This window comes from Xanthomonas sp. SS, assembly GCF_014236835.1.
Taxonomy (GTDB): domain Bacteria; phylum Pseudomonadota; class Gammaproteobacteria; order Xanthomonadales; family Xanthomonadaceae; genus Xanthomonas_A.
Genome location: NZ_CP051190.1, coordinates 3,926,565 through 3,952,600 on the forward strand (window position 1 = coordinate 3,926,565; position 26,036 = coordinate 3,952,600).

At 70.0% G+C, this 26,036-nt stretch carries 24 protein-coding genes; 17 read left to right on the forward strand and 7 right to left on the reverse strand.

Annotated elements, in window-relative coordinates:
* The first annotated feature begins 4 nt into the window (after positions 1-4).
* On the forward strand, positions 5-487 hold the full coding sequence (locus HEP74_RS16465) for a DUF3106 domain-containing protein (protein ID WP_185813771.1): 483 nt from the start codon (positions 5-7) through the stop codon (positions 485-487).
* 525 nt (positions 488-1,012) lie between these two features.
* Here the strand turns inward: HEP74_RS16465 and HEP74_RS16470 are convergent.
* From HEP74_RS16470 to HEP74_RS16480, 3 genes are all read right to left on the reverse strand, one after another.
* Complete coding sequence (locus tag HEP74_RS16470; protein ID WP_185813772.1) at positions 1,013-2,092, reverse strand: NAD(P) transhydrogenase subunit alpha; 1,080 nt, start codon at positions 2,090-2,092, stop codon at positions 1,013-1,015.
* 235 nt (positions 2,093-2,327) lie between these two features.
* Positions 2,328-4,655, reverse strand: coding sequence for a PacR family protein (gene pacR / locus HEP74_RS16475; RefSeq protein ID WP_185813773.1), 2,328 nt, complete (start codon positions 4,653-4,655; stop codon positions 2,328-2,330).
* Between the two features lie 223 nt (positions 4,656-4,878).
* A complete protein-coding gene (locus HEP74_RS16480; RefSeq protein WP_185813774.1) occupies positions 4,879-7,119 on the reverse strand; it encodes a DUF1631 domain-containing protein in 2,241 nt (746 codons plus the stop codon).
* A gap of 155 nt (positions 7,120-7,274) precedes the next feature.
* Here HEP74_RS16480 and HEP74_RS16485 point away from each other — a divergent pair, with 155 nt between their 5' ends.
* The 6 genes from HEP74_RS16485 (at position 7,275) to HEP74_RS16510 (ending at position 12,498) form a co-directional block, all read left to right on the forward strand.
* Complete coding sequence (locus HEP74_RS16485; RefSeq protein ID WP_185813775.1) at positions 7,275-7,850, forward strand: nitroreductase family protein; 576 nt, start codon at positions 7,275-7,277, stop codon at positions 7,848-7,850.
* A complete protein-coding gene (locus HEP74_RS16490) occupies positions 7,847-8,770 on the forward strand; it encodes a 5'-3' exonuclease (protein WP_185813776.1) in 924 nt (307 codons plus the stop codon). Before HEP74_RS16485 ends, HEP74_RS16490 begins: the two co-directional genes overlap by 4 nt.
* Before the next feature lie 335 nt (positions 8,771-9,105).
* Positions 9,106-9,657 carry an NUDIX hydrolase gene (locus HEP74_RS16495; RefSeq protein ID WP_179568176.1) on the forward strand — a complete coding sequence of 184 codons (552 nt, stop codon included), beginning with the start codon at positions 9,106-9,108 and terminating at the stop codon, positions 9,655-9,657.
* The gene (locus HEP74_RS16500) at positions 9,650-10,450 is read left to right on the forward strand and encodes an N-formylglutamate amidohydrolase (protein ID WP_185813777.1); all 801 of its coding nucleotides are present in this window, start codon (positions 9,650-9,652) and stop codon (positions 10,448-10,450) included. Before HEP74_RS16495 ends, HEP74_RS16500 begins: the two co-directional genes overlap by 8 nt.
* 77 nt (positions 10,451-10,527) lie before the next feature.
* Positions 10,528-11,421 (forward strand): transglutaminase-like domain-containing protein, encoded by an 894-nt coding sequence (locus HEP74_RS16505; protein ID WP_185813778.1) that lies wholly within the window; start codon positions 10,528-10,530, stop codon positions 11,419-11,421.
* Positions 11,422-11,853: 432 nt separating this feature from the next.
* Entirely contained in the window at positions 11,854-12,498 is a 645-nt protein-coding gene (locus tag HEP74_RS16510) for a hypothetical protein (RefSeq protein WP_185813779.1), read from the forward strand.
* A gap of 142 nt (positions 12,499-12,640) precedes the next feature.
* Here the strand turns inward: HEP74_RS16510 and pip are convergent, their stop codons facing one another.
* Both pip and prmC read right to left on the reverse strand, forming a co-directional pair.
* Positions 12,641-13,582, reverse strand: coding sequence for a prolyl aminopeptidase (gene pip / locus HEP74_RS16515; protein ID WP_185813780.1), 942 nt, complete (start codon positions 13,580-13,582; stop codon positions 12,641-12,643).
* A 124-nt stretch (positions 13,583-13,706) separates the two neighbouring features.
* Positions 13,707-14,540, reverse strand: a complete 834-nt coding sequence (gene prmC / locus HEP74_RS16520; RefSeq protein ID WP_185813781.1) for a peptide chain release factor N(5)-glutamine methyltransferase — start codon at positions 14,538-14,540, stop codon at positions 13,707-13,709.
* A gap of 215 nt (positions 14,541-14,755) precedes the next feature.
* On the opposite strand from prmC, the gene ahpC reads away from it, so the two are divergent.
* From ahpC to HEP74_RS16555, 7 genes are all read left to right on the forward strand, one after another.
* Positions 14,756-15,319: an alkyl hydroperoxide reductase subunit C gene (gene ahpC, locus HEP74_RS16525; RefSeq protein ID WP_039007575.1), complete on the forward strand. Its 564-nt coding sequence runs from the start codon at positions 14,756-14,758 to the stop codon at positions 15,317-15,319.
* A 199-nt stretch (positions 15,320-15,518) separates the two neighbouring features.
* On the forward strand, positions 15,519-17,108 hold the full coding sequence (ahpF, locus tag HEP74_RS16530) for an alkyl hydroperoxide reductase subunit F (RefSeq protein WP_185813782.1): 1,590 nt from the start codon (positions 15,519-15,521) through the stop codon (positions 17,106-17,108).
* Positions 17,109-17,197: 89 nt separating this feature from the next.
* Complete coding sequence (locus tag HEP74_RS16535) at positions 17,198-18,166, forward strand: LysR substrate-binding domain-containing protein (RefSeq protein ID WP_185813783.1); 969 nt, start codon at positions 17,198-17,200, stop codon at positions 18,164-18,166.
* A 103-nt stretch (positions 18,167-18,269) separates the two neighbouring features.
* Complete coding sequence (locus HEP74_RS16540) at positions 18,270-19,064, forward strand: tetraspanin family protein (RefSeq protein WP_185813784.1); 795 nt, start codon at positions 18,270-18,272, stop codon at positions 19,062-19,064.
* A 98-nt stretch (positions 19,065-19,162) separates the two neighbouring features.
* On the forward strand, positions 19,163-19,591 hold the full coding sequence (gene rnk, locus HEP74_RS16545; RefSeq protein WP_185813785.1) for a nucleoside diphosphate kinase regulator: 429 nt from the start codon (positions 19,163-19,165) through the stop codon (positions 19,589-19,591).
* Positions 19,592-19,636: 45 nt separating this feature from the next.
* Positions 19,637-20,605, forward strand: coding sequence for a transaldolase (tal, locus tag HEP74_RS16550; RefSeq protein WP_185813786.1), 969 nt, complete (start codon positions 19,637-19,639; stop codon positions 20,603-20,605).
* 320 nt (positions 20,606-20,925) lie between these two features.
* On the forward strand, positions 20,926-21,495 hold the full coding sequence (locus tag HEP74_RS16555; RefSeq protein WP_185813787.1) for a type 1 glutamine amidotransferase family protein: 570 nt from the start codon (positions 20,926-20,928) through the stop codon (positions 21,493-21,495).
* 69 nt (positions 21,496-21,564) lie between these two features.
* Here the strand turns inward: HEP74_RS16555 and msrA are convergent, their stop codons facing one another.
* The gene (gene msrA / locus HEP74_RS16560) at positions 21,565-22,215 is read right to left on the reverse strand and encodes a peptide-methionine (S)-S-oxide reductase MsrA (RefSeq protein WP_185813788.1); all 651 of its coding nucleotides are present in this window, start codon (positions 22,213-22,215) and stop codon (positions 21,565-21,567) included.
* A gap of 113 nt (positions 22,216-22,328) precedes the next feature.
* On the reverse strand, positions 22,329-22,844 hold the full coding sequence (locus HEP74_RS16565) for an SgcJ/EcaC family oxidoreductase (protein WP_185813789.1): 516 nt from the start codon (positions 22,842-22,844) through the stop codon (positions 22,329-22,331).
* Between the two features lie 127 nt (positions 22,845-22,971).
* Here HEP74_RS16565 and HEP74_RS16570 point away from each other — a divergent pair, with 127 nt between their 5' ends.
* The 3 genes from HEP74_RS16570 to HEP74_RS16580 are packed head-to-tail and all read left to right on the forward strand — an operon-like array spanning position 22,972 to position 26,035.
* Positions 22,972-23,670, forward strand: a complete 699-nt coding sequence (locus HEP74_RS16570; RefSeq protein WP_185813790.1) for a helix-turn-helix transcriptional regulator — start codon at positions 22,972-22,974, stop codon at positions 23,668-23,670.
* Entirely contained in the window at positions 23,667-25,577 is a 1,911-nt protein-coding gene (locus HEP74_RS16575; RefSeq protein ID WP_185813791.1) for an ATP-binding protein, read from the forward strand. Before HEP74_RS16570 ends, HEP74_RS16575 begins: the two co-directional genes overlap by 4 nt.
* Positions 25,574-26,035: a response regulator gene (locus HEP74_RS16580; RefSeq protein ID WP_179568215.1), complete on the forward strand. Its 462-nt coding sequence runs from the start codon at positions 25,574-25,576 to the stop codon at positions 26,033-26,035. The genes HEP74_RS16575 and HEP74_RS16580 overlap by 4 nt, the downstream gene beginning before the upstream one ends.
* Position 26,036 lies beyond the last annotated feature (1 nt).

The following is a 26,036-nucleotide window of genomic DNA, read 5'->3' on the forward strand; positions in this document are numbered from 1 at the left end:
CACGATGAAGCGCCTGATCCGCCTGTCCCTGGCGCTGGCCCTGCTGGCCGGCGCCACCCCGTTGGCGACGTTCGCCGCGCCGCCACCGCCACCACCGCCGTCGGATGCCGACGCCGATGCGGGTCCGCCGCTGCCGGACTGGGAGCACCTGAGCGCGCAGCAGCGCGAACTGCTGATCGCGCCGATGCGCCAGCGCTGGAACGACTCTCCGCAACAGCGGCGCAGGATGTTCGAGCACGCGCAGCGCTGGCAGAGCATGACCCCGGAGCAGCGCGAACGCGCGCGCAAGGGCGCACGCCGCTACGAAGACATGAGTCCGCAGCAGCGCGAAGAGGCGCGGGTGCTGTTCGAACGCATGCGCGCGCTGCCGCCGGAGCAACGCAAGGCGCTGCGCGATCGCTGGGAAACGATGACCCCGCAGCAGCGCGACGCCTGGATCAAGGCCAATGCTAGCCCGGAGACCAAACTTGCGCCGGGTTCCAGGTGACCGTCCTCCTGTAAGCGTGTCGAGGCGGCGGCGGTTTTTTTATCGCTGTCTAAGGCTGCCGCCGCGACTGAGCGTTGGTCTGGAGAATCGATCGCGACACAGGCCGCCGATCGAATCCGTCGCGATAGAACAGCAGGCTGCATCGCGCCATCGTCGGAGTCGGGATGCGCGAGCATGTAGGCTCAGGGGCTTTGCCCCGGGGAGATTTTGCAGTGGCGGGAGCGATTGCCGGTGGCTCCTGAGCCATCGTTCGCGACAGGCGCTATCGGCAATGCCCGTCGCGACTGAAGTCGCTCCTACAGTTGGCTCCCGCAGGTCGCCTGACGCCTGCGACTTGCGGCTCACCGTTGCCTCATTAGGTCATTAGGGCCTGCACGATGCGGCGAATGTCGGGAGAAAACGCTCGGAGCCACCGGCAACGTTCGCATCCGCGCGCCGCGGTGCCGACCGCCGTGCCAGGCCCGGCACGCGGCCGACAGCACCGATCGACCGATCAACCGATCAACCGATCAACCGATCAACCGATCAACCAGTCCAGCGCGTCTTGGTCAGCAACTCGTCGTCCCAGTCGTAGGCGATCGCGCCGTCCTTCAGGAACAGCGCGACGAAGTTGTAGACGTTGCGCGCATACATCTCGCTGGCGTGCACCGCGCCCATGCTGGCCAGGTCGAGCGGGCCGGCGACGACCACGCCAGCGTGCTCGATGGTTTCGCCGGGGCGGGTCAGTTCGCAGTTGCCGCCGGTCTCGGCGGCCAGGTCCACCACCACGCTGCCCGGCTTCATGCCCTCGACCATCGCCGCGCTGAGGATCTTCGGCGCCGGCCGCCCGGGCACCGCGGCGGTGCAGACCACCACGTCGATGCCTTTCAGGTGCTCGGCCAGGCGCCGCTGCTGCTCGGCGCGCTCCTCCTCGGTCAGCTGCCGCGCATAGCCGCCCTCGCCCGCCGCGCTGACGCCCAGGTCGAGGAACTTGCCGCCCAGCGATTCGATCTGCTCGCGTGTCTCCGGGCGCACGTCGAAGCCTTCGACCTGCGCGCCCAGGCGCTTGGCGGTGGCGATGGCCTGCAGGCCGGCGACGCCGGCGCCGACGATCAGCACCTTGGATGGGCGGATGGTGCCTGCCGCGGTGGTCAGCATCGGGAAGAAGCGCGGCGCCAGCTGCGCGGCGATCAGGGTGGCCTTGTAGCCGGCCATGCCGGCCTGCGAGCTGAGCACGTCCATCGCCTGGGCGCGGGTGGTGCGCGGCAGCCGTTCCAGCGGGAAGGCAACCAATTGCCGCGCCTGCATCGCCTCGGCGCGCGCCGGATCGGCTTGCAGCTGCAGGATGCCGACCACGCCGGCGGCGGGCTTGAGCTGGTTCAGCGCGACGACCGGCAGCGGCTGCACGCACAGCACCAGATCGGCCTGCGCCGGGGTCGCGGCATCGGCGAGCTGCGCGCCAGCCGCGAGATAGGCCGCATCGACGAAGCCGGCGGACACGCCGGCACCGGGTTCGACATGCACCTGCGCGCCGAGCGCGACCAGCTTCTTCACCGTCTCCGGCGTCGCCGCCACGCGGCGTTCGCCGTGCGCCGACTCCTTCACCACCAGCACCTGCACTGCCATGCGATTCCCCGTGCGTTGCCCGCCCTAGTCGGCGCCGATGCTACAGGGTCCGCGCGGCGATGGCAGCGCCGGGCGAACGGTTCGTCGACGGCATTTGCAGGAGCGGCTTCAGCCGCGACAGCATTCCCCAGAACGCCCGGTTGCGGCTGAAGCCGCTCCTACAAGGGCATGCGCAGCGCGCGCGGAGCCTGGGAAGGCGGCGAGGCAGGATCCATCCGCCTCGCGCCAACGGCCCTCAGTGCAGCGTCGCGTTCTGCGGGTCGAGCCGGTCGATGACGCCCTGCATCGCGCTGTCGAAGGCGCCGTCGTTGATATGGCTGCGCAGCCGGCCCAGCCGCACCATCACCGCCAGTTCTTCCGGCGAGGCCACGCAGAAGCGCACACCGCGGCGATTGACGAACAGCAGCCGCGCCGAGATCGGGCTGACCCACGACAGCTTGCCGGTCTGCACCTTGCCGTCGCGGTCGATGAAATCCAGCCAGGTGCCGATCGGCATCGCGCGGAAGCGGTCGGCGTCGGCGTTGTCGTAATCCTCGACCGTCTCCGCGGCGGTGACCTCCACCGGCTGCGCCTCCTGCACCGGCGGTTGCGGCAGCGTCACCTGCGGCAGTTCCGGCAGCGGGCGCTCCAGTTCCGGGCGCAGCTCGGCGACCGCCTGCAGCGTGTCGTGCAGCACGTTGATCGCCGACGCGGCGGCCTCGGCATGCAGGCCCACGCTGGCGAAGACCTTGGTCAACGGTCCCTGCCAGGCCTGCAGCCAGGGCTTGCCGACGATGTGCCGCTGCGCCTCGGCCGCTTCCTCGAGCAGGCCGTCGGCCAGCGCCAGCGCATCGCGCACGCCGGCGCCGTCCTCGCCCTCGCGCAGCACCGCCATGGTCAGGTGGTGCTGCCACGGCTGGCGCAGGAAGTCGTCCAGCGCGCGCGGCAGCTGCCGGCCCTGCAAGCGCACCTGCAGTTCGGCCTCGGCGCGCTGCCGGGCCAGTTCCAGCTTTTCCTGGCCACGCTGGGTTTCGGCGGCGCGGCGCTCGGCAATCTCGATGCGGCGCCGGTGCTGGGCCAGGAAATCGCGGAATTCCTCTTCCAGGGTCAGGAAGATCGCCAGGTTCTCGTTGAACTCGGCGACCAGCCGCTCGATGATTTCCTCGACCTTGCCCATCAGCACGCGCTCGGCCGGACTCTCGCCGGTATTGCCTTCGCAGGCCTCGGCCAGCGAGTTGAGCAGGCGCCGCGCCGGGTGGGTCTTCTGCACGAACATGCGCCGGTCCAGCAGCGCGACCTTGACGAACGGCACCACCAGGCGCCCGATCAGTTCGCGCGAGCGCCCTTCCAGGTCGCGCTCGTCGAGCATCACGTCGAACAGCATGCCGACCAGATCGATCGCATCCTCGTCGACCGGATCCAGCCGCGCATGCGCCGGGTCCACGCCGAACTGGGTGGCGTTGGACAGCACTTCGCTTTTCAGCCGCTGCGCCAGCGATTCGCCGTCGTCGCCGATCGCCGCGCGCAGTGTGGCGCTGGGCGTGGCCTGCAGCAGCGACAGCACCGAGATCATCTCGCGCTGGCTCAACGAGCGCTGCTGGCCGACCGCGGCGCTGGCCGCGGATGTGGCGTTCTCGCGCACGCTGCGGGTCTGCTGCAACAGTTCGTGCAGCGCCTCCAGCAACACGCCCTGGCTGCCGCCGGGCAGGTTGGCGCCGGCCTCGGCGTAGCCGTCGGTGGCCTGCAGGCGGCCGCGGCTCTCGGCCCAGCGGTCGACGAAACGGCTGGCCCAGGCCGGCGCGTACTGCTCGTCGTACTCGCCCGCCTCGCCGGCAGCGCCGCCGTCCTCGCCGAATCCGGGGTTGTCGCCGCGGGCCTGGCGCTCTTCCGGCGGCGGCGCGCGCCGCGGCGCTGGCGGCGGGCGTGGCCGCGAGATTTCCGGCATCACCCCGGCGCGCGCCAGGCTGTCGTCCAGTTCCTGGTAGAGCTTGCCGATGCCGCCGGTGAGGTCGCGCTCGCACAGCTTGATCAGCACCAGCCGCACTTCCGGCGCGAAATCACTGGTGGAGAACGCGGCATGCACCGCGACGCCGATGTGTTCGGGACCAACCGGATTGGTGTCGGCGTCCAGTTCCAGGCCGCCGGCGATCCAGCCCAGGCGGCGGTCGATGCGGCTGAGCACCGGTTTCCATTCGCGCAGCAGCACGCTGGCCAGGTTGCGCACCGCCAGCCGCGATTCCAGTTCGTGTTCGGACACCAGGCTCAGGCCCTGGCCGTAGCCGGCCAGCGCCACTTCGGCCGACAGCGGCGTGCCGGCTTCCAGCGCCTGCCAGGCCTGGTCCAGCTGCGCACGGAAGCGCACGCCGATTTCGTCGCGGCGGCGGCGCAGCTCGCGCATGCCGTCCAGGAACAGCAGCTGCGAGGAGCCGGCGCTCTCGGCACGGTCGAACAGGACATCGTCGAAATGCGCCAGCGCGGCGGCGAACGCTTGCCCCAGCACCGGCAGCATGCCGTCGCGCGCCTGCATCAGCAGATGCGGGTCGCGCGCGGGATGTGCGTGCGGCGAGCTGGGGCTGAAACTCATGCGCGAAGGCTCCGCGCCGGGAACGGCGCTAGGAAAAGAGTAAAAGGAAGTCGAACGGACACGGCCCCTGTTTCCGCCTCTGCATGGTAGGCAAGGTACCTGAACAGCAACCGTGACGCGCTACACATTTTACGCTCCGGAACGTGACCTCGTCCGTCATCCTAGGCGGTCTTTGCGTAACGCCACCTGCAAGACCGTGCCAAACGTCCGGGGCGCGGCGCGTTCAGGCCGCGACCGCGACCCGCTCCAACCGGTCCACCGCCCCCTGCATCGCGCTATAGAACGCATCGTCGTCGCGATGCAGGCGCAGGCGATCCAACTGCACCATCATCGCCAGCGCCTCCGGCGAGGCGACGCACAGGCGGCCGCCGCGGCGGTTGACGAACATCAGCCGCGACGAGATCGGGCTGACCCAGGACAACTTGCCCGGCTGCACGCGTCCTTCGCGATCGACGAAATCCAGCCAGGTCCCCATCGCCAGGGTGCGGAAATACTCGGCGGTGGTGTGGTCGAAATCGGTCGCCTGCGCCGGCTCGGGCAACGCCGGCACGGTCTCGGCCGTCGGCGTCTCGGCAGCGACGACCTCAGGCGCGGGTGCCGGCGCCTGCAGCGGACGCGCATGCGCCACATCGTCAAGGGCCGCCTGCAAGCCCAGCCAGGCGGCCTCGGCGGCGGCCGCATCCAGGCCGACGCTGGTCCACAGCCGCAGCAGTTCGGCGCGCTGCGGCTGCAGCCAGCCGCCCGCCGGCACGCCGCCGCCGGTCTGCGCCTGGCGGCATTGCGTCAGCACCGCGTCGCCCAGCGCCAGCGCCGCGCTCACCGCCGCACCATGGCCGTCGTCGCGCAGCGCCGACTGCTGCAGGTACTGGCACCACGGCTGACGCAGGAAGGTCTCGATCGGCGCCGGCAAGGCCGTCCCGTCCGCGTCGCCCTGCACGCGTTCGTCCACGGCCTGTGCGGCCAGGCGCCGCGCCTTGTCGCGGCGTTCCTCGGCGCGCTGCAGTTCGGCCGCACGGCGCTCGGCGATCTCCACCCGGCGCCGGTACTGCTCGTAGGCGCTGCCGAATTCCGCCTCCAGGGTCAGAAACACCGCCAGGTGCTCGTCGAAATCGCTCACCACCCGTTCCACCACCGCCTGCGCCTGCGCCAGCAGCACCTGCTCGATCGCGCTGTCGCCGGCATTGCCGTCGCAGGCGTCGGCCAGCAGGTTGAGCAGGCGCCGCGCCGGATGTCCGTCGCGCACGAACAGGCGGCCGTCGATCAGCGCCACCTTGGCCAGCGGCACCAGCATCTGCCCGAGCAGTTCGCGTTGCGCCGGCTGCAGCACGCATTCGTCGAGCATGACCTCGAACAGCAGGCCGACCAGGTCCAGCGTGTCCGCATCGGCCGGCTCCAGGCGCGTGCTGGCCGGATCCAGCCCCAGCGACGCGCCGATCGCCACCACCTGCCGGCGCAGCCCCTGCGCCAGCGGTTCGCGGTGTTCGACGATCGCGGCGAAGCCGGCCAGCGGCGTGGTCTGCAGCAGCGACAGCACAGACAGCAGTTCGCGCGGCGACAGGCTGCGGCGCGCATCGTCGGCGGGTTCCGGCACGACCGGCTGCGCCTCGTGCAGCAAGGCGCGCAGCGCCGGCGGCAGCACCTCATGGTCGTCGCGGGCGTGCGCGTCCAGCACGCGCGCCGCGCGGCGCTGCGCGGCCGACAGCGGCACGGCGGCATGCCAACTCTCGAAGAACCGGCTGATCCAGTCCGGCGCCGCGTCGTCGCCGCTGGCGCCGTTGCGCGGGATAGCGCGGCGGCGGGTGCGCCCCATCGGCAGCGAACGCGCCCGCGCGACCTGATCCAGGCGCTGCTCCAGCCGCGCGTACAGCTCGCCGACCCGCTCCTGCAGTTCCTGCTCGCAGACCTTGACGATCGCCAGTTGCACCTGCGGCGCCAGCACCAGCCCGTGCAGCGCCGCATACACCGCCGCGCCGATATGCTCGGGACCGAACGGGTTGTTGTCGGCATCGATGCGCTGGCCACCGGCGATGAAGCCGAGGAAGCGGTTGAGCCGCATCAGTTCCGGGCGCCAGCGGTGCTGGATCGCGCCGGCCAGGTTGCGCACCGCCAGGCGCACGTCCAGTTCCTGTTCGGAGACCAGGCTCAGGTCGCCGCGCTCGCGCGCCAGGGTGCGTTCAACCGACAGCGGGCGGCCGGCTTCCAGCGCCTGCCAGGCCTGCGCCAGATGGCCGCGGAAGCGCGCCGCGATCGGCTCGCGCTGCTGCCGCAGCAGCTGGATCGCCTCGAAATAGTCGTTCTGGGTCGGCCCCGCACGCTCGGCCATGCGGAACAGCGCGTCGGCGAGCACGTCCAGCACCTCGCCGAATGCCTCGGCGAGCGGCACCGACACCACGTCCCGGACCTGGTCGAGCAGGTCCGAGTTGCGGCTGGGCAGCAGCTCCTCGGCATATTCGGCGATTGTCATGGCAGTGTGATACGCAAGCGCAAGTGAGACCGACGTCAATTCGGAAGTTAGCGGCAGATCGAGGATGAAGCTTGACTCTCCGTGTAACCGCGGCATCCGCTGCCGCTTTTGGGCACGCGACTATAATTCGGCGCCCGCCCCACGGAATCGAGACTATGCGCACACTTCACTCGCTGCAAGCGCTGGATGAGCGCCGCTCGGTGCCGTCCAAGCAATTGGGCGAGCCGGGACCCGACGAGGCGACCCTGCTGGCGATGCTGCGCTCGGCGGTGCGCGTGCCCGATCACGGCAAGCTGGTGCCGTTCCGGTTCCTGCGCATCGCCGGCCCGGCGCGCCTGGCGCTGGGCGACTTCCTGGCCGAGCGCACGCTGCAGCGCGACCCGGGCGCCCCGCCCGCCGCGGTAGAGAAGGATCGCGACCGCTTCGCGCATGCGCCGCTGGCGATCGCGGTGATCGCGCGGCTGCAGCGCGAGGCGAAAGTGCCGGAGATCGAGCAATGGCTGACCGCCGGCTCGGTCTGCTTCGCGCTGCTGCAGGCGGCGCAGGCCTACGGCTTCGGCGCGCAGTGGCTGACCGCCTGGATGGCCTACGACGATGCCGTGGCGGCGCGGCTGGGCCTGGCCGAGAACGAGCGCATCGCCGGTTTCATCCATATCGGCACGCCGCGCATGCAGGCGCCGGAGCGCGAGCGCCCGGATCCTCAGCAGCTGCTGAGCGATTGGACGCCGTGAACGCAGCGGCGCCGACGCGGCCGCTGTACCTGGTCGATGCCAGCCTGTACGTGTTCCGCGCCTGGCACTCGATCCCGGACGAGTTCCAGGACGCGCAGGGCTGGCCGACCAACGCGGTGCACGGCTTCGCCCGCTTCCTGCTCGACCTGCTCGAGCGCGAGCGCCCGCAGCACATCGCGATCGCCTTCGACGAAGCGCTGGACAGCTGCTTCCGCAATCGCCTGTACCCGGCCTACAAGGCCAACCGCGCGCCGGCGCCGGATGCGCTGCGGCGCCAGTTCGCGCACTGCAAGGCGCTGTGCGCGGCGCTCGGCCTGGGCGTGCTCGCCCATCACGACTACGAGGCCGACGACCTGATCGGCAGCGCCCTGCACAGCATGCGCGGCGAAGGCTTCCATGGCGTGATCGTGTCCGCCGACAAGGACCTGTCGCAACTGCTGCTGCTCGACTTCGACGAACAGTGGGACTACGCGCGCGGCCAGCGCTGGGGCACGGCCGGGGTCAAGGCGCGGCACGGCGTGCACGCGCACCAGATCGCCGACTACCTGGCGCTGACCGGCGATGCGATCGACAACATTCCCGGCGTCACCGGCATCGGCGCCAAGTCGGCGGCGATCCTGCTGGCGCATTTCGGCGACCTGGACACGCTGCTGGCGCGGATCGACGAAGTGGCGTTCCTGCGCCTGCGCGGCGCGGCGCAGATGGCGGTGCGCCTGCGCGAGCAGCGCGAACACGCGCTGCTGTGGCGGCAACTGGCCACCATCGCGCTGGACGCGCCGCTGCATTCGGCCGCGCCCGGCTTCGCCCGCGGCCAGGCCGACGCCGACATGCTGCACGGCCTGTGCGAAGCGCTGCGCTTCGGCCCGCTGACCCGGCGCCGGTTGCTGCAGGCCGCCGGGCTGGACGGCGCCGTCGGCTAGGCGTCGGCGTGACGCGGGATGACACACTCGCAGAACGATTCCAATCGGTCTCGCGCCAGCAGAAGCGGCAAGCGTGCCGACCGGCGCGCAGCGCTTAGCCAATCGCCCGTGCCCCTGTAGGAGCGGCTTCAGCCGCGACAAACGAAGCGATGCACGTTGCGGCGTCGAAAAAGCGCCCGAACCAAAAGCACCGCCCGCAGGCAACCGTTCCCAAATCCTGTCACAGCACAAGCGCACGCGCATCATCGCGATGCCGATGGCTCTACACTTCGGTACAGTCAGCCGCGCGTCGACGCGGCCACGCCTCCTTCTTCCGAACCGAGCGAACGCTACCCATGACCCGCCACGATTCCCCGCCCCGCATCGTCTACGAAGGCAAATACCAGCGCATGGTGGTGCGCGGCACCTGGGAATATTCCGAACGCGTGCACGCCGGCGGCCTGGCCGCGATCATCGTCGCGGTGACCCCGGACGACGAGGTGCTGTTCGTCGAACAGTTCCGCGTGCCGCTACAGGCGCGCACCATCGAGATGCCGGCCGGGCTGGTCGGCGACATCGACGCGGGCGAGTCGATCGAAGTGTCGGCGGTGCGCGAACTGGAGGAAGAGACCGGCTGGACCGCCGACCACGCCGAGGTGCTGATGATCGGCCCGACCTCCTCCGGCGCCAGCAATGAGAAGGTCGCCTTCGTCCGTGCCAGCGGCCTGCGCAAGGTCGGCGACGGCGGCGGCGACGCCAGCGAGGACATCACCGTGCACACGGTGCCGCGCGCCCGCGCCGCGGCCTGGCTGGTGCAGAAGATGGGCGAAGGCTACGAGCTGGACGCCAAGCTGTGGGCCGGGCTGTGGATGATCGAGCACCAGTTGGACGGCACCCCGCGTGGCTGACCGGACTGCGCGCGCCGACACCGCGCCGTCCCTGCTCGGCGCAGGCGATCCGCCGCCCTACCGCGTGCTCCAGGCGCAGGGCCGTTCGCCCTACCTGCTGATCGCCGACCACGCCGGGCAGCAGGTGCCGCAGGCGCTGGCCGGCCTGGGCCTGCCGCAGCACGAACTGGACCGGCACATCGGCTGGGACATCGGCATCGCCGGGGTCACCGCCGAACTGGCGCAGGCGCTGGATGCGTTCGCGATCGTGCAGACCTATTCGCGGCTGGTGATCGACTGCAACCGGCCGCTGTCGGCGCCGGGGTCGATCGCCGAGGTCAGCGACGGCACCGTGGTACCGGGCAACCAGGGCCTGGACGCCGCCGCGCGCGCGGCGCGCGCCAGCGCGATCTTCGCGCCCTACCACGCGCGTATCGCCGCGGAACTGGACCGGCGCCGCGACGCAGGCATCGCCACCATCCTGATCGCGATGCACAGCTTCACTCCGTCGATGGCGGGCGCGTCCCGGCCCTGGCACGCCGGCGTGCTGTACCAGCGCGATGCGCGCTTTGCGCAGGCGCTGCTGGCCGAATTGCGCGCCGAGCCGGGCCTGGTGGTCGGCGACAATGAGCCGTATTCGGTCAGCGATGCCACCGACTACGCGATCCCGGTGCACGCTGAGGCGCGCGGCCTGGCGCACGTGGAACTGGAGATCCGCCAGGACCTGATCGCCGACCCCGCAGGACAGCGGCAATGGGCGCAGCGCTTGCTCAGCATGCTGAATCGGTTGCAAGCTGCCTTCACACCGGGCTGAGCGCAGGCTGCGCACTCTCGGTGCATCGCCGTCCATTCGGACGCCCCCTCGCTGCATGCACCGGACCCCCTGCCCCCATGCTCATCCGCCTCGGCTACGAGATCCGCTACCGTTTCCTGCAGCCCACCCCGGTGCTGGCGATGCTCGACATCCACGACAGCCGCCGCACCGACATCGTCGTGGCCACCGCGCTGCAGACCGAACCGGCGATCCCGCTGCGCGGCTATCGCGACCAGTTCGGCAACAGCTGCACGCGCATGCTGGCACCGGCCGGCGTGCTGACCCTGCGTGCCGACGCGGTGGTACGCGACAGCGGCCTGCCCGACCAGTACCGCTACGACGCGCCGCAGACCCCGGTGCAGGACCTGCCGGACGACACCCTGATGTACCTGCTCGGTAGCCGCTACTGCGAGACCGACCTGCTCAGCGGCATGGCCTGGGACCTGTTCGGCAGCGCGCCGACCGGCTGGGCGCGGGTGCAGGCGATCTGCGACTACGTGCATGCGCAGATCGAATTCGGCTACGAACATGCGCGGCCGACCAAGAGCGCGGCGCAGGCGCTGCAGGAAGGCCGCGGCGTGTGCCGCGACTTCGCCCACTCGGCGATCGCGCTGTGCCGCTGCATGAACATCCCGGCGCGCTACTGCACCGGCTACCTGGGCGACATCGGCGTGCCCGCCTCGGCGGCGCCGATGGATTTCTCCGGCTGGTTCGAGGCGTTCCTGGACGGGCAGTGGTACACCTTCGACGCGCGCCACAACCTGCCGCGCATCGGCCGGGTGCTGATCGCGCGCGGCCGCGATGCCGCCGACGTGGCGATCAGCAACACCTTCGGCTACAACACGCTGGAGTCGTTCGTGGTGTGGACCGACGAGACCGACCAGGCGCGGCTGGATCCGCGTCCTGCCAGCGCCGCGGGGGTCGCCGGCAACGGCGCCGCGGCGCTGCGGACCGAGGGGCTGTACCTGTAGGGCGATTTCGCCCCAGGCACAGCCGCATCCCGCAGTGACTTGCGCGGGATCGGAGCATCGGTCGCGATGGGCAGGACTTGCAACGTCCGTCGCGACCCACGCTCCGAAACCATCCCGGCCGCCCTTTCAGGGACATTGGGCCAGCCGATGAACCGGCCGGCGTGTTGTGGGAGGGACTTCAGTCCCGACTGCAGCGAACTGCCAGGACTTCGCCCGCGCCTTCATCCCCCGCCGGGCACCTTCCCCCGAAAAGGCAGCATGGTCCCGCAGGGAAAAAGAAGCGGCGCGCGCTGCGTGGCCGGCGGCGACACACCACGGCAAGAGCGCGCGAACGCCGCGCCGTAGCATCGTCGGCATCGTCGGCCTCGTCGCCTGTCGGAGTCTTGCCGTGCCCGTTCGCCGTCGCTGTCCCCTCTTCTGCTGCTGGTGCTGATGCTGCAGGTCCCGGCGTTCGCGCAACAGGTGGCCACCGACCCGCCGACGCAATGGCAGGCCGACGCCAAGGCCAACAAGAAAGCCGCCAAGCAGGCCGAAAAGGCCGCCGAGCGCGCGCTGCCACGGCAAAAGGCCGCTGGCGGACCCGCGCCTGACGGCGCAGGTCCGGGCGGCGGTCACGAAGACTCGGGCGGTCCAGGCGGCGAAGGCGGTCCGCCGGGCGGTGCTCCCGGCGGTGGATCCGGCGCACGCCGCGCCAGCGGTCCGCTGCAGATGCTGCGTCCGGAGATGGAGTTCGCCGCGCCGTTGACCGACACGCTCCTGCTGTACCGCACCCGCGAATCGGTGGTGTTCGGCCGCCCCGACAGCAGCGACGTGTTGATCCTGCCGCTGTCCGGAGCACGCGTGCAGATCGCACCCGGCGTGCAGGCGCTGCTGCACGACAATCCCGACGGCATGCTGGTGGAAATCAGCACCAGCAACGGCATCCGCGTGTCCTACCGCTACACCACCGATGCGCAGGATGCGGACAGCCTGCGGGTGCACATCCGCGCCGAAGGCCATGCCGAATCGCAGCGCGGCGGCGTGTTCGAGGTCGAACGCGTGTATCGCCGCGGAAACGCGGCAAAACGAAAGGGTTGAACCGGACGCCGGCGCGGGCAACAACGGCAACGCGCATGCGCAAGCCGCTGGCGGATGCCTCGCAACCTGGCCCGATCCAGGCCGACAGTGCGGACATTGCCGCATGCCGTGTGCCGCGAATGCGGCACACGGCATGCCAGCCTCAGGCGAAGGCGTCGGTGGCGCGCACCAGGGCGTCGACGTTCTCCACCTCGAACGCGGAATGGCCCGCGCTTGGGGTGATCTGCAGCGTCGCCTTCGGCCAGGCCTTGTGCAGCTCCCAGGCGCTCTGCAGCGGGCACACCACGTCGTAGCGGCCCTGCACGATTACTCCGGGGATGTCGGCGATCCTGCCTACGTCGCGCAGCAACTGGTCTTCCACCTCGAAGAAGCCGCCGTTGACGAAGTAGTGGTTCTCGATGCGCGCGAACGCCAGCGCGAACTGCGCGTCCTCGTGGCCGCTGACGAAATCCGCATCCACGTGCAGGAAGCTGGTGGCGCCTTCCCACACGCTCCACGCGCGCGCCGCGGCCAGGCGCGTGGCCTGGTCGTCGCTGGTGAGGCGGCGATGGAACGCGGAGATCAGGTCGGCGCGCTCCACCGGCGGAATCGCGGCGACGTAGTGCTCCCAGGCATCGGGAAACAGGCGGCTGGCGCCTTCCTGGTAGAACCACTCCAGTTCCCAACGGCGCAGCATGAAGATGCCGCGCAGCACCAGTTCGGTGACGCGCGACGGATGGCTCTGCGCGTAGGCCAGCGCCAGGGTCGAGCCCCAGCTGCCGCCGAACACCTGCCAGCGTTCGATGCCGAGCGTTTCGCGCAGCCTCTCGATGTCGGCCACCAGATCCCAGGTGGTGTTGTCGACCAGGTCCGCATGCGGTGTGGAGCGGCCGGAGCCGCGCTGGTCGAACAGCACGATGCGGTACTTGGCCGGATCGTGGAAGCGACGCATCTTGGCGTTGCAGCCGCCGCCCGGTCCGCCGTGCAGCAGCACCACCGGCTTGCCCTGCGGGTTGCCGCACTGTTCGTAGTACAGCGTGTGGCGCGCGTCCACCGGCAGCATGCCGCTGTCGAACGGTTCGATCTCGGGATATAGGGTGCGCATGGCGGTTCCTGCGGAAAAACCCGATTTTAGCGGGGAAGACGCGGCCCTGCCCGCGTTCACGGACGCTGTTTGCGCGGCCGGCACGCGTGCGACATCCGTCCAGACGCAACCGTCTGCGACCACGTCAGCCGGCCGGCCAGCGCCCCAGCGTGACCCGGTCGCGCGCCTCCAGGTCCTGGTAGGTCGCCACGTTGTCGAAGCCGGCATCGGTCAGCAGCGCGCGCACCGCCTCGCCCTGCTCCCAGCCATGCTCCAGCAGCAGCCAGCCGCCCGGCTGCAGGTGCGCCGCTGCGCCGGCGACGATGACGCGGATGTCGTCCAGCCCGTCGGTGCCGGACGCCAGTGCGCTGGCCGGTTCGTAGCGCAGGTCGCCCTGCGCCAGGTGCGGGTCGCCGGCGGCGATGTAGGGCGGGTTGCTGGCGATCAGGTCGAAGCGCTGTCCGGCCAGCGGCGCCAGCCAGGGGCCGTGGGCGAAGCGGACGTTGTGCAGGCCGTGCGTGCGCGCATTGGCTTGCGCCACCGCCAACGCGGCTTCGCTCAGGTCGGTGGCCAGCACCTGCGCCTGCGGCCGCTCGCTGGCCAGCGCCAGCGCGATCGCGCCGCTGCCGGTGCCCAGGTCGGCGGCGCGGCGGCCCGGCGCCGTGTCCAGCCGCTCCAGCGCCAGTTCCACCAGGCGCTCGGTATCCGCGCGCGGGATCAGCGTGGCCGGGCCGACCGCCAGGTCCAGGGTCCAGAAGCCGCGGCGGCCGGTCAGGTAGGCCACCGGCTCGCCCTGCGCGCGCCGCGCCAGCAGCGCGCCGAAGCGCTCGGCGGCATCCGCGGGCAACGGGTCGCGGGCATGCGCGAACAGCCAAGCGCGGTCGCGCTGCAGAGCGTGGATCAGCAAGGCTTCGGCATCGGCGCGGTCGATCTGTGCGCAGGCCGCGCGCAGCAGGGACTCGGGGGTGGGGGCGTTCATCGACGTCACGATGCCGCAGCGGTCCGGAAAAGCCAACGTGGTAGAACGTTGCGACTGCGTGCTTCCCCCGCAGCGCAGCAAAGAGCCAGGCTTGAATAGCGATAGACAAAATCTATCTATTCAATTCCATCAATCGATTTGAGATATCTATCGACCCCTCCTATGATGAGCCTCGTTCTATCCCCCGTCCCCCTTCGCAACCACGAGGAAACTCCATGTCTCTGATCAACACCCAGGTCCAGCCGTTCAAGGCCAACGCTTACAAGAACGGCGAATTCATCGAAGTCACCGACGCGGACCTGAAGGGCAAGTGGTCGGTGCTGATCTTCATGCCGGCCGCCTTCACCTTCAACTGCCCCACCGAAGTGGAAGACGCCGCGGACAACTACGCCGAGTTCCAGAAGATCGGCGCCGAGGTCTACATCGTCACCACCGACACCCATTTCTCGCACAAGGTGTGGCACGAGACCTCGCCGGCCGTCGGCAAGGCGCAGTTCCCGCTGGTCGGCGACCCGACCCACCAGCTGACCCGCGCGTTCGGCGTGCACATCGACGAGGAAGGCCTCGCCCTGCGCGGCACCTTCGTGATCAACCCGGAAGGCGTGATCAAGACGCTGGAAATCCACGACAACGCGATCGCCCGCGACGTCACCGAGACCCTGCGCAAGCTCAAGGCCGCGCAGTTCGTCGCCTCGCATCCGGGCGAAGTGTGCCCGGCCAAGTGGAAGGAAGGCGAAAAGACCCTGAAGCCGTCGCTGGACCTGGTCGGCAAGATCTAAGCCGCCCCACTCCCATCTCCGCCGCTTCGGCGGGGGTGGGGGTGAACCGCAGCCCGCGTCGCGGCCGCTACGCCCGCCTCACGCCAGCCACCGGCAGCGCGCGCCGGCTGCGGTTCACCCCTCCTCCCAATTCTTTCGGCGGTCTGCCCCTGCGGCAGCAACGCCTTCCCCTCGCTTTGCCCATCGTCAGGAGTCCGCCATGTTGGATGCCGATCTGAAAACCCAGTTGAAGGCTTACCTGGAGCGGGTCGTTCGGCCCATCCACATCACCGCGTCGGTGGACGACGGCGCCAAGTCGCGCGAGATGCTCGACCTGCTCGAAGACCTGGTGCTGCTGTCGGACCAGATCAGCCTGGACGTGCACCGCGACAGCGGCGAGCGCACTCCGTCGTTCGCGCTGACCAGCCCCGGCCACGACATCCACCTGCGCTTCGCCGGGCTGCCACTGGGCCACGAGTTCACCTCGCTGGTGCTGGCGCTGCTGCAGGTCGGCGGGCATCCGTCCAAGGCCACCGCCGAGGTCATCGAGCAGGTGCGCAACCTGCCCGGCGAGTACGTGTTCGAAACCTATTTCTCGCTGTCCTGCCAGAACTGCCCGGACGTGGTGCAGGCGCTGAACCTGGCCGCGGTGCTGAACCCGAACATCAAGCACGTGGCGATCGACGGCGCGCTGTTCCAGGACGAGGTCGAGGCGCGGCAGATCATGTCGGTGCCCACCGTGTACCTCAACGGCGAAGTGTTCGACCAGGGCCGCATGAGCCTGGAGCAGATCGTGGCCAAGCTCGACACCGGCGCGGCCAAGCGCGATGCGGCCAACATCGCCGCCAAGGCGCCGTTCGATGTGCTGGTGATCGGCGGCGGCCCGGCCGGCGCGGCGGCGGCGATCTATGCCGCGCGCAAGGGCATCCGCACCGGCGTGGCGGCCGAGCGTTTCGGCGGCCAGGTGCTGGACACCATGGCGATCGAGAACTTCGTTTCGGTGCAGGAGACCGAGGGCCCCAAGATGGCCGCGGCGCTGGAGCAGCACGTGCGCCAGTACGACGTGGACATCATGAACCTGCAGCGCGCCGAACAGCTGATTGCGGCCGGCGCCGACGGCTTGGTCGAGATCAGGCTGGCCAATGGCGCGTCGCTGAAGAGCCGCAGCGTGATCCTGTCCACCGGCGCGCGCTGGCGGCAGATGAACGTGCCCGGCGAGGACCAGTACCGCAACAAGGGCGTGGCCTATTGCCCGCATTGCGACGGCCCGCTGTTCAAGGGCAAGCGCGTGGCGGTGATCGGCGGCGGCAATTCCGGCGTGGAAGCGGCGATCGACTTGGCCGGCATCGTCAGCCACGTCACCCTGGTCGAGTTCGACGCCAAGCTGCGCGCCGACGAAGTCCTGCAGCGCAAGCTGCGCAGCCTGGGCAACGTGGACATCATCGTCAACGCGCAGAGCACCGAGGTGATCGGCGACGGCAGCAGGGTCACCGGGCTGGTCTACAAGGACCGCGTCGGCGGCGATATCCACCGCCTGGCGCTGGAAGGCATCTTCGTGCAGATCGGTCTGCTGCCCAACACCGAATGGCTGCAGGGCACGGTGGCGCTGTCGCCGCGCGGCGAGATCGTGGTCGACGACCGCGGCCAGACCTCGCTGTCCGGCGTGTTCGCCGCCGGCGATGCCACCACGGTGCCGTACAAGCAGATCATCATCGCCATGGGCGAAGGCTCCAAGGCGGCGCTGAGCGCGTTCGACCACCTGATCCGCAGCAGCGCGCCGGTGAGCAGTTCGGTCGCCGAAGCGGCCTGACCCGGTCACGCCGCAGCGACCTCGCGCCGCGACCCGGCGCGGGGTCTATGCTGTTCTCAGCACAGCCCGCACCGCCAAGGAACCTGCCGATGAACCTGCGTGATCTGAAATACCTGGTGGCGCTGGCCGATCACAAGCATTTCGGGCGTGCCGCGGCGGCCTGTTTCGTCAGCCAGCCGACGCTGTCCACGCAGATCAAGAAGCTGGAGGACGAACTGGGCGTGCCGCTGGTCGAGCGTGCGCCGCGCAAGGTCATGCTGACCCCGGCCGGGCGCGAGGCGGCCAGCCGCGCGCGCGGCATCGTCGCCGAGATCGAGCAGATGAAGGAAGCGGCGCGGCGCAGCCAGGACCCGGAAGCGGGTACGGTGCGCCTGGGCATCTTCCCGACGCTGGGCCCGTACCTGCTGCCGCATGTGATTCCCGGCATCCGCGAGCGCTTCCCGCAACTGGAACTGCTGCTGATCGAGGAAAAGAGCGACGTGCTGCTGACCCGGTTGCGCGAAGGCCGGCTGGATGCGGCGCTGCTCGCGCTGCCGCTGCACGACGACCAGTTGCATACCGAATTCCTGTTCGAGGAACCGTTCGTGCTGGCGGTGCCGGATGGCCATCCGCTGGCCAAGCGCGATTCGTTGAGCCTGAGCGAGCTGCACCAGCAACGGTTGCTGTTGCTGGAGGACGGCCATTGCCTGCGCGAGCAGGCCTTGGACGTGTGCCACCTGTCCGGCGCGCTGGAAAAAGCCGAATTCCAGGCCACCAGCCTGGAAACGCTGCGGCAGATGGTGGCCGCCAATGTCGGCGTGACCTTGCTGCCCTTGCTGGCGGTGCAGCCGCCGGTGACCAACTCGTCCAACATCCACCTGCTGCGCTTCGACGACGCCTCCGGCCCGAGCCGGCGCATCGCGATGCTGTGGCGCCGCAGTTCGGCGATGAGCGATTTCCTGGAGCAGTTGGCGAAACTGTTCAAGGCGCTGCCCGAGGCGCTGCTGTCGGCCAAGGCCGCGCCGTCGAGTCTCGCCCCGGTGGCCGCCGCGCTGCCGCCTCGCGGGGCGACACTCTGAGCGTGGCACCGCGCCATTGGCGCAAGGCGCGCGGGCGACGCTAACGCCCGGTTTACGGCCGTCGGTGCGACAATCCCGCGATTACCTGTGTAGAGGAATGCGGATGACGTCTATCGGAACCGTGCTCGGCCGCCATCGCAACAATGCGACGCTGTCGATCCTGGTCATGCTGTTCGGCCTGGCGCTGCTGGCCTGCGGCGTGCTTCTGTTCGCGGTGCGCGACAAGGTCGCGCCGGAAGCGGCGCAGACGCTGCAATGGATCATGCTCGGCCTGGCGCTGGTCGGCGTGCTGACCATTCTGCTGGGCTGGGCGATCCGCCGCGGCGGCTGGGAACAGGGCGAGCTGGGCGTGCGCCAGTTTCCCGAGCGCAGCGATGGCACCTACCTCTATCGCGACATCGTCGAAACCTGCCAGTTCTACCGCGCCGGGCTGTCGGTCAACCTGGGCTGGCGGCGCGAAGGCCAGGAACAGTGGCAGGCCGCCAACGGCAACATCGGCGGCTACTACAAGTTCCTCGACCGCTTCATGCACGGATACCTGCAGGCGCGCGTGCCGGTGCTGATGGCCAAGCTCGATGCCGGGCAGACACTGAGTTTCCGCATGGTCACCACCGCCGGCGCGATCCGCCGCGAATTCGCGGTCAACATGAAGGGTTTCACCCGCGGCCCGCTCGAGACGGTGCAGCTGAGCCGCGAGCGCCTCGCCTTTGCCGGCAACCAGATCCGCATCGACGACATCGTCGCCATGGACGTGTCGGCGTGGACCTCGCGCCTGCAGTTCCAGTTGCGCGGCGGCAGCAAGGTCAGCGTCAGCTACACCGCCTTGTTCGACGGCCCGTTGCTGTTGGCGTTGCTGGAACAACTGCTGCCCACGCAGCCGCACGTCACTGCTGTCTGAGCGCGGCCATCGGCCCTGCGGCCGATGCCACGCGACAGCCAGCGCCATCCGGGCGGCGCCTCGCAGCGCCGCCTTTTTCATGACCCAAGGAGTTTGCCATGTCCTCTCAACCGCAAAGCGGCCTGCCCCCTTCACTGATCGTATCCAGCCACGACCTGGCCCGTCTGGAGGCCTTGCTCGAGTCCCCCGCCTTGAAGCAGCACCCGGCCGCGCTCGCGCTGGGCGAAGAACTCGGCCGTGCCACGGTGGTGCCGCCCGAGCAACTTCCCGCCGGCATCGTCGCCATGCACTCGCGCGTGGAATGCGAAGACGAACTGCACGGCGAACGCCACCAACTGACCCTGGTCTATCCGCACGAAGCCGATGCCGCGCAAGGCCGCATCTCGGTGCTGGCGCCGGTCGGCAGCGCCCTGCTCGGCCTGGCCGTGGGCCAGTCGATCGACTGGCAGGCCCCCGGCGGCCGCGCGCTGCGGCTGCGCGTGCTCGCGGTGCAGCCGGCAAGCGACTTCGTGCACGCGGCGGGTTAACGTGCGCGGGCTTATCCTCCATTCCATCCGTTCCGAGAACTATCGATGACGTCTTCCGCTCCTTCCAAACTGGCTCAGCTGCGCGAGTTGTCCGTGGTCGTGGCCGATACCGGCGACTACGATGCGATCAAGCGGCTCAAGCCGGTCGATTGCACCACCAATCCGACCCTGGTGAAGAAAGCCCTGGACCTGCCGGTCTACGCCGACCTGATCGACGAGGCGCTGGCCTGGGCGCGCGGCCAGGACGGCGATCACGCCACCCTGGTCGACGAGATCGCCGACCGCCTGACCATCGGCGTGGGCAGCAAGCTCAGCGCGCTGGTGCCCGGGCGCGTGTCCACCGAGGTGGACGCCGACCTGGCCCACGACACCGCCGCGACCATCGCCAAGGCGCACAAGTTCATCGCCATGTACGCCGAACGCGGCGTATCCAAGGACAAGATCCTGATCAAGGTCGCCGCGACCTGGGAAGGCATCGAGGCCGCGCGCCAACTGCAGAAGGACGGCATCGACTGCAACCTGACGCTGATCTTCAACCGCACCCAGGCGCTGGCTTGCGCCGAGGCCGGCGTGTTCCTGATCTCGCCGTTCGTCGGCCGCATCCTGGACTGGTACGTGGCCAACGGGCAGACCCCGGCCAACATCGACGAAGACCCGGGCGTGCAGTTCGTGCGCGGCGTGTACGCCGAGTTCAAGCGCCGCGGTTCGCAGACGGTGGTGATGGGCGCCTCGTTCCGCTCCACCGCGCAGATCGAGGCGCTGGCCGGCTGCGACCGCCTGACCATCTCGCCGGACCTGCTGGAAAAGCTCGACGCCGACCATGGCGAGCTGCCGCGCAAGCTGTCGCCCGGCCAAGCCGACGGCGCGCAGATCGCACCGATCGATGCCAAGCAGTTCGCCACCGACCTGGCCGCCGATCCGATGGCGACCGAGAAGCTGGCCAGCGGCATCGACACCTTCGCCAAGGACCTGCAGGCGCTGCGCGACACGATCCGGCAGAAGCTGGCCATCTGACCGCGGCTGCCAATGGCACGACCCCCGAGCGGCGGCAACGCCGCTCTTTTTTTGGTGCTGGGAATGGGGAAAAACGGGAATGGGGAATGGGGAATGGGCGAAGCGGGTTTCTGCTTTGCGTTCGATTCCCGATTCGCTCCGGACTCCGTCGCTGTTAAGAAGCGATAGCACGCTGCACACAGCGTGCATGCGGCAACACGGCCTAACGCCGAAGACACGCACAGGCTCGACGCACGCGCGATAGCGCTTTCGACACCGCGTTGGCGCCGCCGCAACTTTTCGCCGGCTAAGCTGCGCGCTCCACAGCACAGGTGCGGCAAATGGCAACGATCGCGGTAGTGATGGTCGATGGCGTGGCGGACTGGGAGATCGGCACCATCCTGCCGGCGGCGCGGGCCTGGTTCGGCGATGAGATCCAGGTCGCCAGCATCGACGGCAAACCGGTCAGCTCGATCGGCGGGCTGAACCTGCACCCGGACTACGCGTTGTCGGACCTGGCGCCGCTGGATGCGGACCTATGGCTGCTGCCGGGCAGCGAGCGCTGGCAGGCCGGCGAGATTCCCGGGCTCAGTGCGCTGCTGCAGCAGCGCATCGACGCCGGCCGCGCGGTCGCGGCGATCTGCGGCGCCACCATCGCGCCGGCCTACGCCGGATTGCTCGATACGCGGCCGCACACCAGCAATTCCCAGGCGTTCCTGCGCGAGCACGTGGGCGTCTATGCCGGCACCGCGCATTACCTCGAACAGAAAGCGGTCAATGCGGACGGGCTGATCACCGCACCTGGCACCAGCCCGGTCAGTTTCGCGCTGGAATGCCTGCGCCAGCTGCATCCCGAGCGCGAGGAACAGATCGCGCAGATGCGGCAGATGTTCGCTGCCGAATTCGTGTGACGCAGCGCGCGCCGGCCTGAAACCGGCGCGCGTGAGGACCGCGCAGCGCGTGGACGCTGCGCGGCCGGCTCAGGCCTCCAGGCCGAGCGGGCAGCTGACCCCGGTGCCGCCCAATCCGCAGTAGCCGCCCGGGTTCTTGGCCAGGTATTGCTGGTGCTCGTCCTCGGCGTAGTAGAACGGCGGTGCCGGGAACAGGATCTCGGTGGTGATCTCGCCGTAGCCGGCCGCGCGCAGGCGCTGCTGGTAGGCGTCGCGGCTGGCGATGGCCGCGTCGTACTGCGCCTGGCTGCTGCAGTAGATCGCCGAGCGGTACTGGGTGCCGGTATCGTTGCCCTGGCGCATGCCCTGGGTCGGATCGTGGCTTTCCCAGAAGGTCTGCAGCAACTGCTCGAAGCTCAGCGCCTGCGGATCGAACACCACCAGCACCGCCTCGGTGTGGCCGGTCTGACCGGAGCACACTTCCCGGTAGGTGGCGTTGGGCGTCTGCCCGCCGGCGTAGCCGACCGCGGTGCTGAACACCCCCGGCAGCGACCAGAACTTGCGCTCGGCGCCCCAGAAGCAACCCAGGCCGAACTGCACCTGCTGCAGGCCGGCGAACGCATCGCGCAGCGGGTGGTCGTTGACGAAATGGCGGTTGTGCAGCGGCAGCGGCTCCGTGCGGCCGGGCAGGCTTTCGCCCGGGCGCGGCAGGCGCTGCTTGAAGGCACCGATTCCCAACATGGCGCGGACTCCTGGCATCGAAAGGGATGCCTTCTGGATGGCGCTGCTGGCACCGGCTTTCAAGGTGCGCGTGGCGCTGGGCCGCCATCGGCCCAGGCCACACGCCCGCCAGCTCAATGCGCCGCGGTCTTGCTGCCGCCGCCCGCCAGTTCCGGCATCGCCGAGCTGTGGTGGTTGATGATCAGCCAGCGGCCGTCGCGCTTCTCGTAGACGAAGGTGTAGCGCGCCTGCACCTTGCGGGTGCTGCCGTCCGGATTGGTCAGGGTGAAGGTGTAGACGCCGGCATCGACCGCGCTGTCGTCGTCGAGCAGCCGCACCTGGCGGTAGTTGATGACGCCCTGCGGCTTGGCCGCCAGGAAGTGGTCGAAGTAGTCCTTGATCTCGGCGCGGCTGGCCCGGACCTGGTTGGACACGGTCGGCAGCAGCACGCCGTCGCGGGCATACAGGTCGGCGACGCGGTCGGCGTTGCCGGTGGCCAGCGCCGCGTTCCAGCGGTCGAACAGGCCGGCGATCTCGCGCTCCTCGCCCGCGGCCGGCAACGACGGCCGGGCATCGTAGTGCATCGCCGGAGCCGCCAGCGCGGTGGTGGTGGACAGGCTCAGGACCAGGGTGAACAGGATGCGACGCATGGTGGATCTCCGCTGTGGATGAGGGAATGCCATCTCGGGGCGAAGCCAGTATTGGCAGCGGCGGCTTGCGTAAAATCCGCTGGGCGGCATATCCTCGAATATGCCGATCGGCATAGTGGAGAACAGCATGCAAGCCCCGCTCAATGCAGGCCAATGGCGGCAGGAACTGCGTCGCGAAGCGGCCGACAGCGCGCGTTGGCAGGCGGTGGCCGACGCCGCCGACGCGGTGACCCGCGCCGCGGGCGCCGAGCAGGCCGGAGCCGCCGCGCTGCGCCTGGCGCGCGAGCTGCTGGATGCGCCGCACGCCGCGGTGCTGGCGCTGCGCGGCAGCCGCAGCCTGGTGCTGGCCAGCCATGGCGACGCGCTGCCGCCCGGCGCCAGCGTCGCCACCGACGGCCCGGCGCTGTCGTGGCGCCTGGCCGCGCGCGCGGGCGACGCGGCCGAGCTGTGCGTGCCGATCGCCTCGCTGGGCGCCACGCTGGGCACGCTGTGCCTGGGCTGGAACGCGCGCATGGCGCCGGCGCCGGGCGACGTGCAGGCGATCGCCACCATCGCCGCGCTGCTGGCGCCGGCGGTGGCCGAACCGGCGCGTGCGCCGCGGCGCCGCAAGCCGGCGCAACCGGACCGGCTCGGCGCGCTCAGCGCGCGCGAACGGCAGGTGCTGGCGTTGCTGCCGCGCGGCCTGACCAATGCCGGGCTGGGCGCGGAACTGGGCATTTCCGCCGGCACCGCCAAGGTCCACGTGGAGCGCATCCTGCAGAAGCTGCAGGTATCCGATCGCACCCAGGCGGCGGTGTATGCGGTGCAGGCGGGGATGGCGCTGTGAGCGCGGCCACGCTGCGCTGGAACGACTGGCCGCTGACCCGCAAGAGCCTGGCGGTGGTCGCGCTGCCGCTGTTGCTGCTGCTGGCGGCATTGGTGGCGATCTACAGCGTGGAACGGCAGAACATCGCCGCCGAGAACGACGTGCGCCAGACCCTGGAAGTGCTCAGCGACCTGTACGAGGCGCACGCGCTGCTGGCCGAGACCGCGGCCGGCGTGCGCGGCTACCGGCTGGTGCGGCAGGACGCGTTCCTGACCCCGTACCGCGACGCCGAACCGCGCCTGCAGACCGTGGTGCAGCGCCTGGCGCAGCGCATCACCGATCCGCTGCAGGCGCAGCGCTTCGCCCGCATCCAGCCGCTGTTCGCGGAGAAGATGCAGGGCTGGCGGCGGCTGCTGGCGCCGGACCTGAGCCGCGAAGAGGAGATCCGCCAGCTCAGCGAAGGCAAGGTCAAGCTCGACATCCTGCGCGCCGAACTGCGCGAGCTGCGCAACTACGAGACCGCGCAGTTGCAGATCCGCACCGCCAAGGCACAGGCGCTGCGCCAGCGCAACCTGCTGATCACCCTGTGTGCGGCGATGCTGGGCGGACTCGGCGCGGTGTTCGCGGTGGCCTGGTTCGCCTCGTCGCTGTCGCGGCGGCTGCGCGTGCTGTCGGCCAACGCCGACCGCCTGGGCGAAGGCCTGCCGCTGGCGCCGCAGCTGCGCACCGGCGACGAACTGGGCCAGGTCGCGCAACGCCTGGACCAGGCCAGCACCCTGCTCGCCGCGCGTGCCGCCGAAGCGCAGTCGGCGCGGCGCGAGGCCGAGGCCGCCAACCGCGCCAAGACCGAATTCCTGTCGCGCAGCAGCCACGAACTGCGCACCCCGCTCAACGCCATCCTCGGCTACGCGCAGGTGCTGGAGATGGACCTGCCAGGCGCGGCGCAGCGCGGCCAGCTGCAGCACATCCTCGGCGCCGGGCGGCACCTGCTCGGGCTGATCACCGAGCTGCTGGACATCGCCCGCATCGAGTCCGACCAGCTCGACCTGAGCCCGCAGCCGGTCCCGGTGCGCGCGGCGATCGAGGAAGCGCTGGGCCTAGTCGCGCCCGAGGCGAAGACCCGCGGCATCGCCCTGCAACCGCTGCAATTCCCGCCCGCCTGGACCGTGCGCGCCGATCCGCAGCGCCTGCGCCAGGTGCTGATCAACCTGCTGTCGAACGCGATCAAGTTCAATCGCCCCGGCGGCGAGGTGCGGGTGAGCGCAGAGCGGCAGGGCGAGTTCCTGGGCATCGCCGTGCACGACCAGGGCCACGGCCTGTCGGCCGAGCAGGTGCAGCGCCTGTTCACCCCGTTCGAGCGGCTGGGCGCGGAGCGCTCGGCGATCGAGGGCACCGGCCTGGGCCTGGCGTTGAGCAAGCGCCTGACCGAAGCGATGGGCGGGCGCATCGTGGTGGAGAGCAGCCCGGAGGGTTCACGGTTCTGGATCGCGCTGCCGCTGGACCGGCCCGCCGACGCGCCGGCGCCGCATCCGGCGATCGCCGCGACGGCGGCCGGCGATGGCCAGCGCAGCGTGCTCAGCGTCGAGGACAATCCCTCCAACCAGGCGCTGATCCGCACCCTGGCCGAGCGCCGCCCGCACTGGCGCCTGCACGAGGCGGCGACGCTGGCGCAGGCGCGCGCGCAGTTGCAACAGGCCCGCCCCGACCTGATCCTGCTCGACCTGCACCTGAGCGACGGCAACGGCGAGGACCTGCTGCGGCAACTGCGCGAGCAACCGCACACCGCGGCGATCCCGGTGGTGGTGGTCAGCGCCGACGCGACGCCCGCCACGCTGGCGCGGGTGCAGGGCGACAACGTGCGCGCCTACCTGACCAAACCGCTGGACGTAGCCGAATTCTTCACCGTTCTGGACCGACACCTCGCATGACCCGCAACGATGTCCTCGCCTCGCGCATCCTGATCGTCGACGACGAACCGGCCAACGTCCGCCTGCTCGAAGACCTGCTGCAGCGCGAAGGCTTCCAGCAGGTGGTGGCGACCACCGACCCGCAACGCGTGCTGGGCCTGGTCTCGGCGTTCGCGCCGGACCTGATCCTGCTCGACCTGATGATGCCGGAGCTGGACGGCTATGCGATCCTGGAGCAGCTGTCGCGGCTGGCCGGTGCGTCCAGCTTCCTGCCGGTGATCGTGCTCACCGCCGACCCCAGCCGCAGCGCGCGCCACCGCGCGCTCGGCCTGGGCGCCAAGGACTTCCTGACCAAGCCGCTGGACACCTTCGAAGTCGCGCTGCGGGTCTGGAACGTGGCCGAGACCACGGTGCTGTTCAAGCGCCTGCGTGCCCTGGCCGACCCGGAAGCCGCCCCACCAGGCTGGCGGGCCGATTAGG

What these genes read in the sequence shown, in the direction of transcription:
- HEP74_RS16465 (WP_185813771.1), top strand. Translation starts at nt 5, where the DNA reads ATGAAGCGCCTGATCCGCCTGTCCCTGGCGCTGGCCCTGCTGGCCGGC.
- rnk (WP_185813785.1), top strand. Translation starts at nt 19,163, where the DNA reads ATGTCCTCTCAACCGCAAAGCGGCCTGCCCCCTTCACTGATCGTATCC.
- HEP74_RS16555 (WP_185813787.1), top strand. Translation starts at nt 20,926, where the DNA reads ATGGCAACGATCGCGGTAGTGATGGTCGATGGCGTGGCGGACTGGGAG.
- ahpF (WP_185813782.1), top strand. Translation starts at nt 15,519, where the DNA reads ATGTTGGATGCCGATCTGAAAACCCAGTTGAAGGCTTACCTGGAGCGG.
- HEP74_RS16535 (WP_185813783.1), top strand. Translation starts at nt 17,198, where the DNA reads ATGAACCTGCGTGATCTGAAATACCTGGTGGCGCTGGCCGATCACAAG.
- msrA (WP_185813788.1), bottom strand. Translation starts at nt 22,215, where the DNA reads ATGTTGGGAATCGGTGCCTTCAAGCAGCGCCTGCCGCGCCCGGGCGAA.
- HEP74_RS16495 (WP_179568176.1), top strand. Translation starts at nt 9,106, where the DNA reads ATGACCCGCCACGATTCCCCGCCCCGCATCGTCTACGAAGGCAAATAC.
- HEP74_RS16570 (WP_185813790.1), top strand. Translation starts at nt 22,972, where the DNA reads ATGCAAGCCCCGCTCAATGCAGGCCAATGGCGGCAGGAACTGCGTCGC.
- prmC (WP_185813781.1), bottom strand. Translation starts at nt 14,540, where the DNA reads ATGAACGCCCCCACCCCCGAGTCCCTGCTGCGCGCGGCCTGCGCACAG.
- HEP74_RS16470 (WP_185813772.1), bottom strand. Translation starts at nt 2,092, where the DNA reads ATGGCAGTGCAGGTGCTGGTGGTGAAGGAGTCGGCGCACGGCGAACGC.
- HEP74_RS16505 (WP_185813778.1), top strand. Translation starts at nt 10,528, where the DNA reads ATGCTCATCCGCCTCGGCTACGAGATCCGCTACCGTTTCCTGCAGCCC.
- ahpC (WP_039007575.1), top strand. Translation starts at nt 14,756, where the DNA reads ATGTCTCTGATCAACACCCAGGTCCAGCCGTTCAAGGCCAACGCTTAC.
- HEP74_RS16580 (WP_179568215.1), top strand. Translation starts at nt 25,574, where the DNA reads ATGACCCGCAACGATGTCCTCGCCTCGCGCATCCTGATCGTCGACGAC.
- HEP74_RS16540 (WP_185813784.1), top strand. Translation starts at nt 18,270, where the DNA reads ATGACGTCTATCGGAACCGTGCTCGGCCGCCATCGCAACAATGCGACG.
- HEP74_RS16480 (WP_185813774.1), bottom strand. Translation starts at nt 7,119, where the DNA reads ATGACAATCGCCGAATATGCCGAGGAGCTGCTGCCCAGCCGCAACTCG.
- tal (WP_185813786.1), top strand. Translation starts at nt 19,637, where the DNA reads ATGACGTCTTCCGCTCCTTCCAAACTGGCTCAGCTGCGCGAGTTGTCC.
- HEP74_RS16510 (WP_185813779.1), top strand. Translation starts at nt 11,854, where the DNA reads ATGCTGCAGGTCCCGGCGTTCGCGCAACAGGTGGCCACCGACCCGCCG.
- pip (WP_185813780.1), bottom strand. Translation starts at nt 13,582, where the DNA reads ATGCGCACCCTATATCCCGAGATCGAACCGTTCGACAGCGGCATGCTG.
- HEP74_RS16565 (WP_185813789.1), bottom strand. Translation starts at nt 22,844, where the DNA reads ATGCGTCGCATCCTGTTCACCCTGGTCCTGAGCCTGTCCACCACCACC.
- HEP74_RS16485 (WP_185813775.1), top strand. Translation starts at nt 7,275, where the DNA reads ATGCGCACACTTCACTCGCTGCAAGCGCTGGATGAGCGCCGCTCGGTG.
- pacR (WP_185813773.1), bottom strand. Translation starts at nt 4,655, where the DNA reads ATGAGTTTCAGCCCCAGCTCGCCGCACGCACATCCCGCGCGCGACCCG.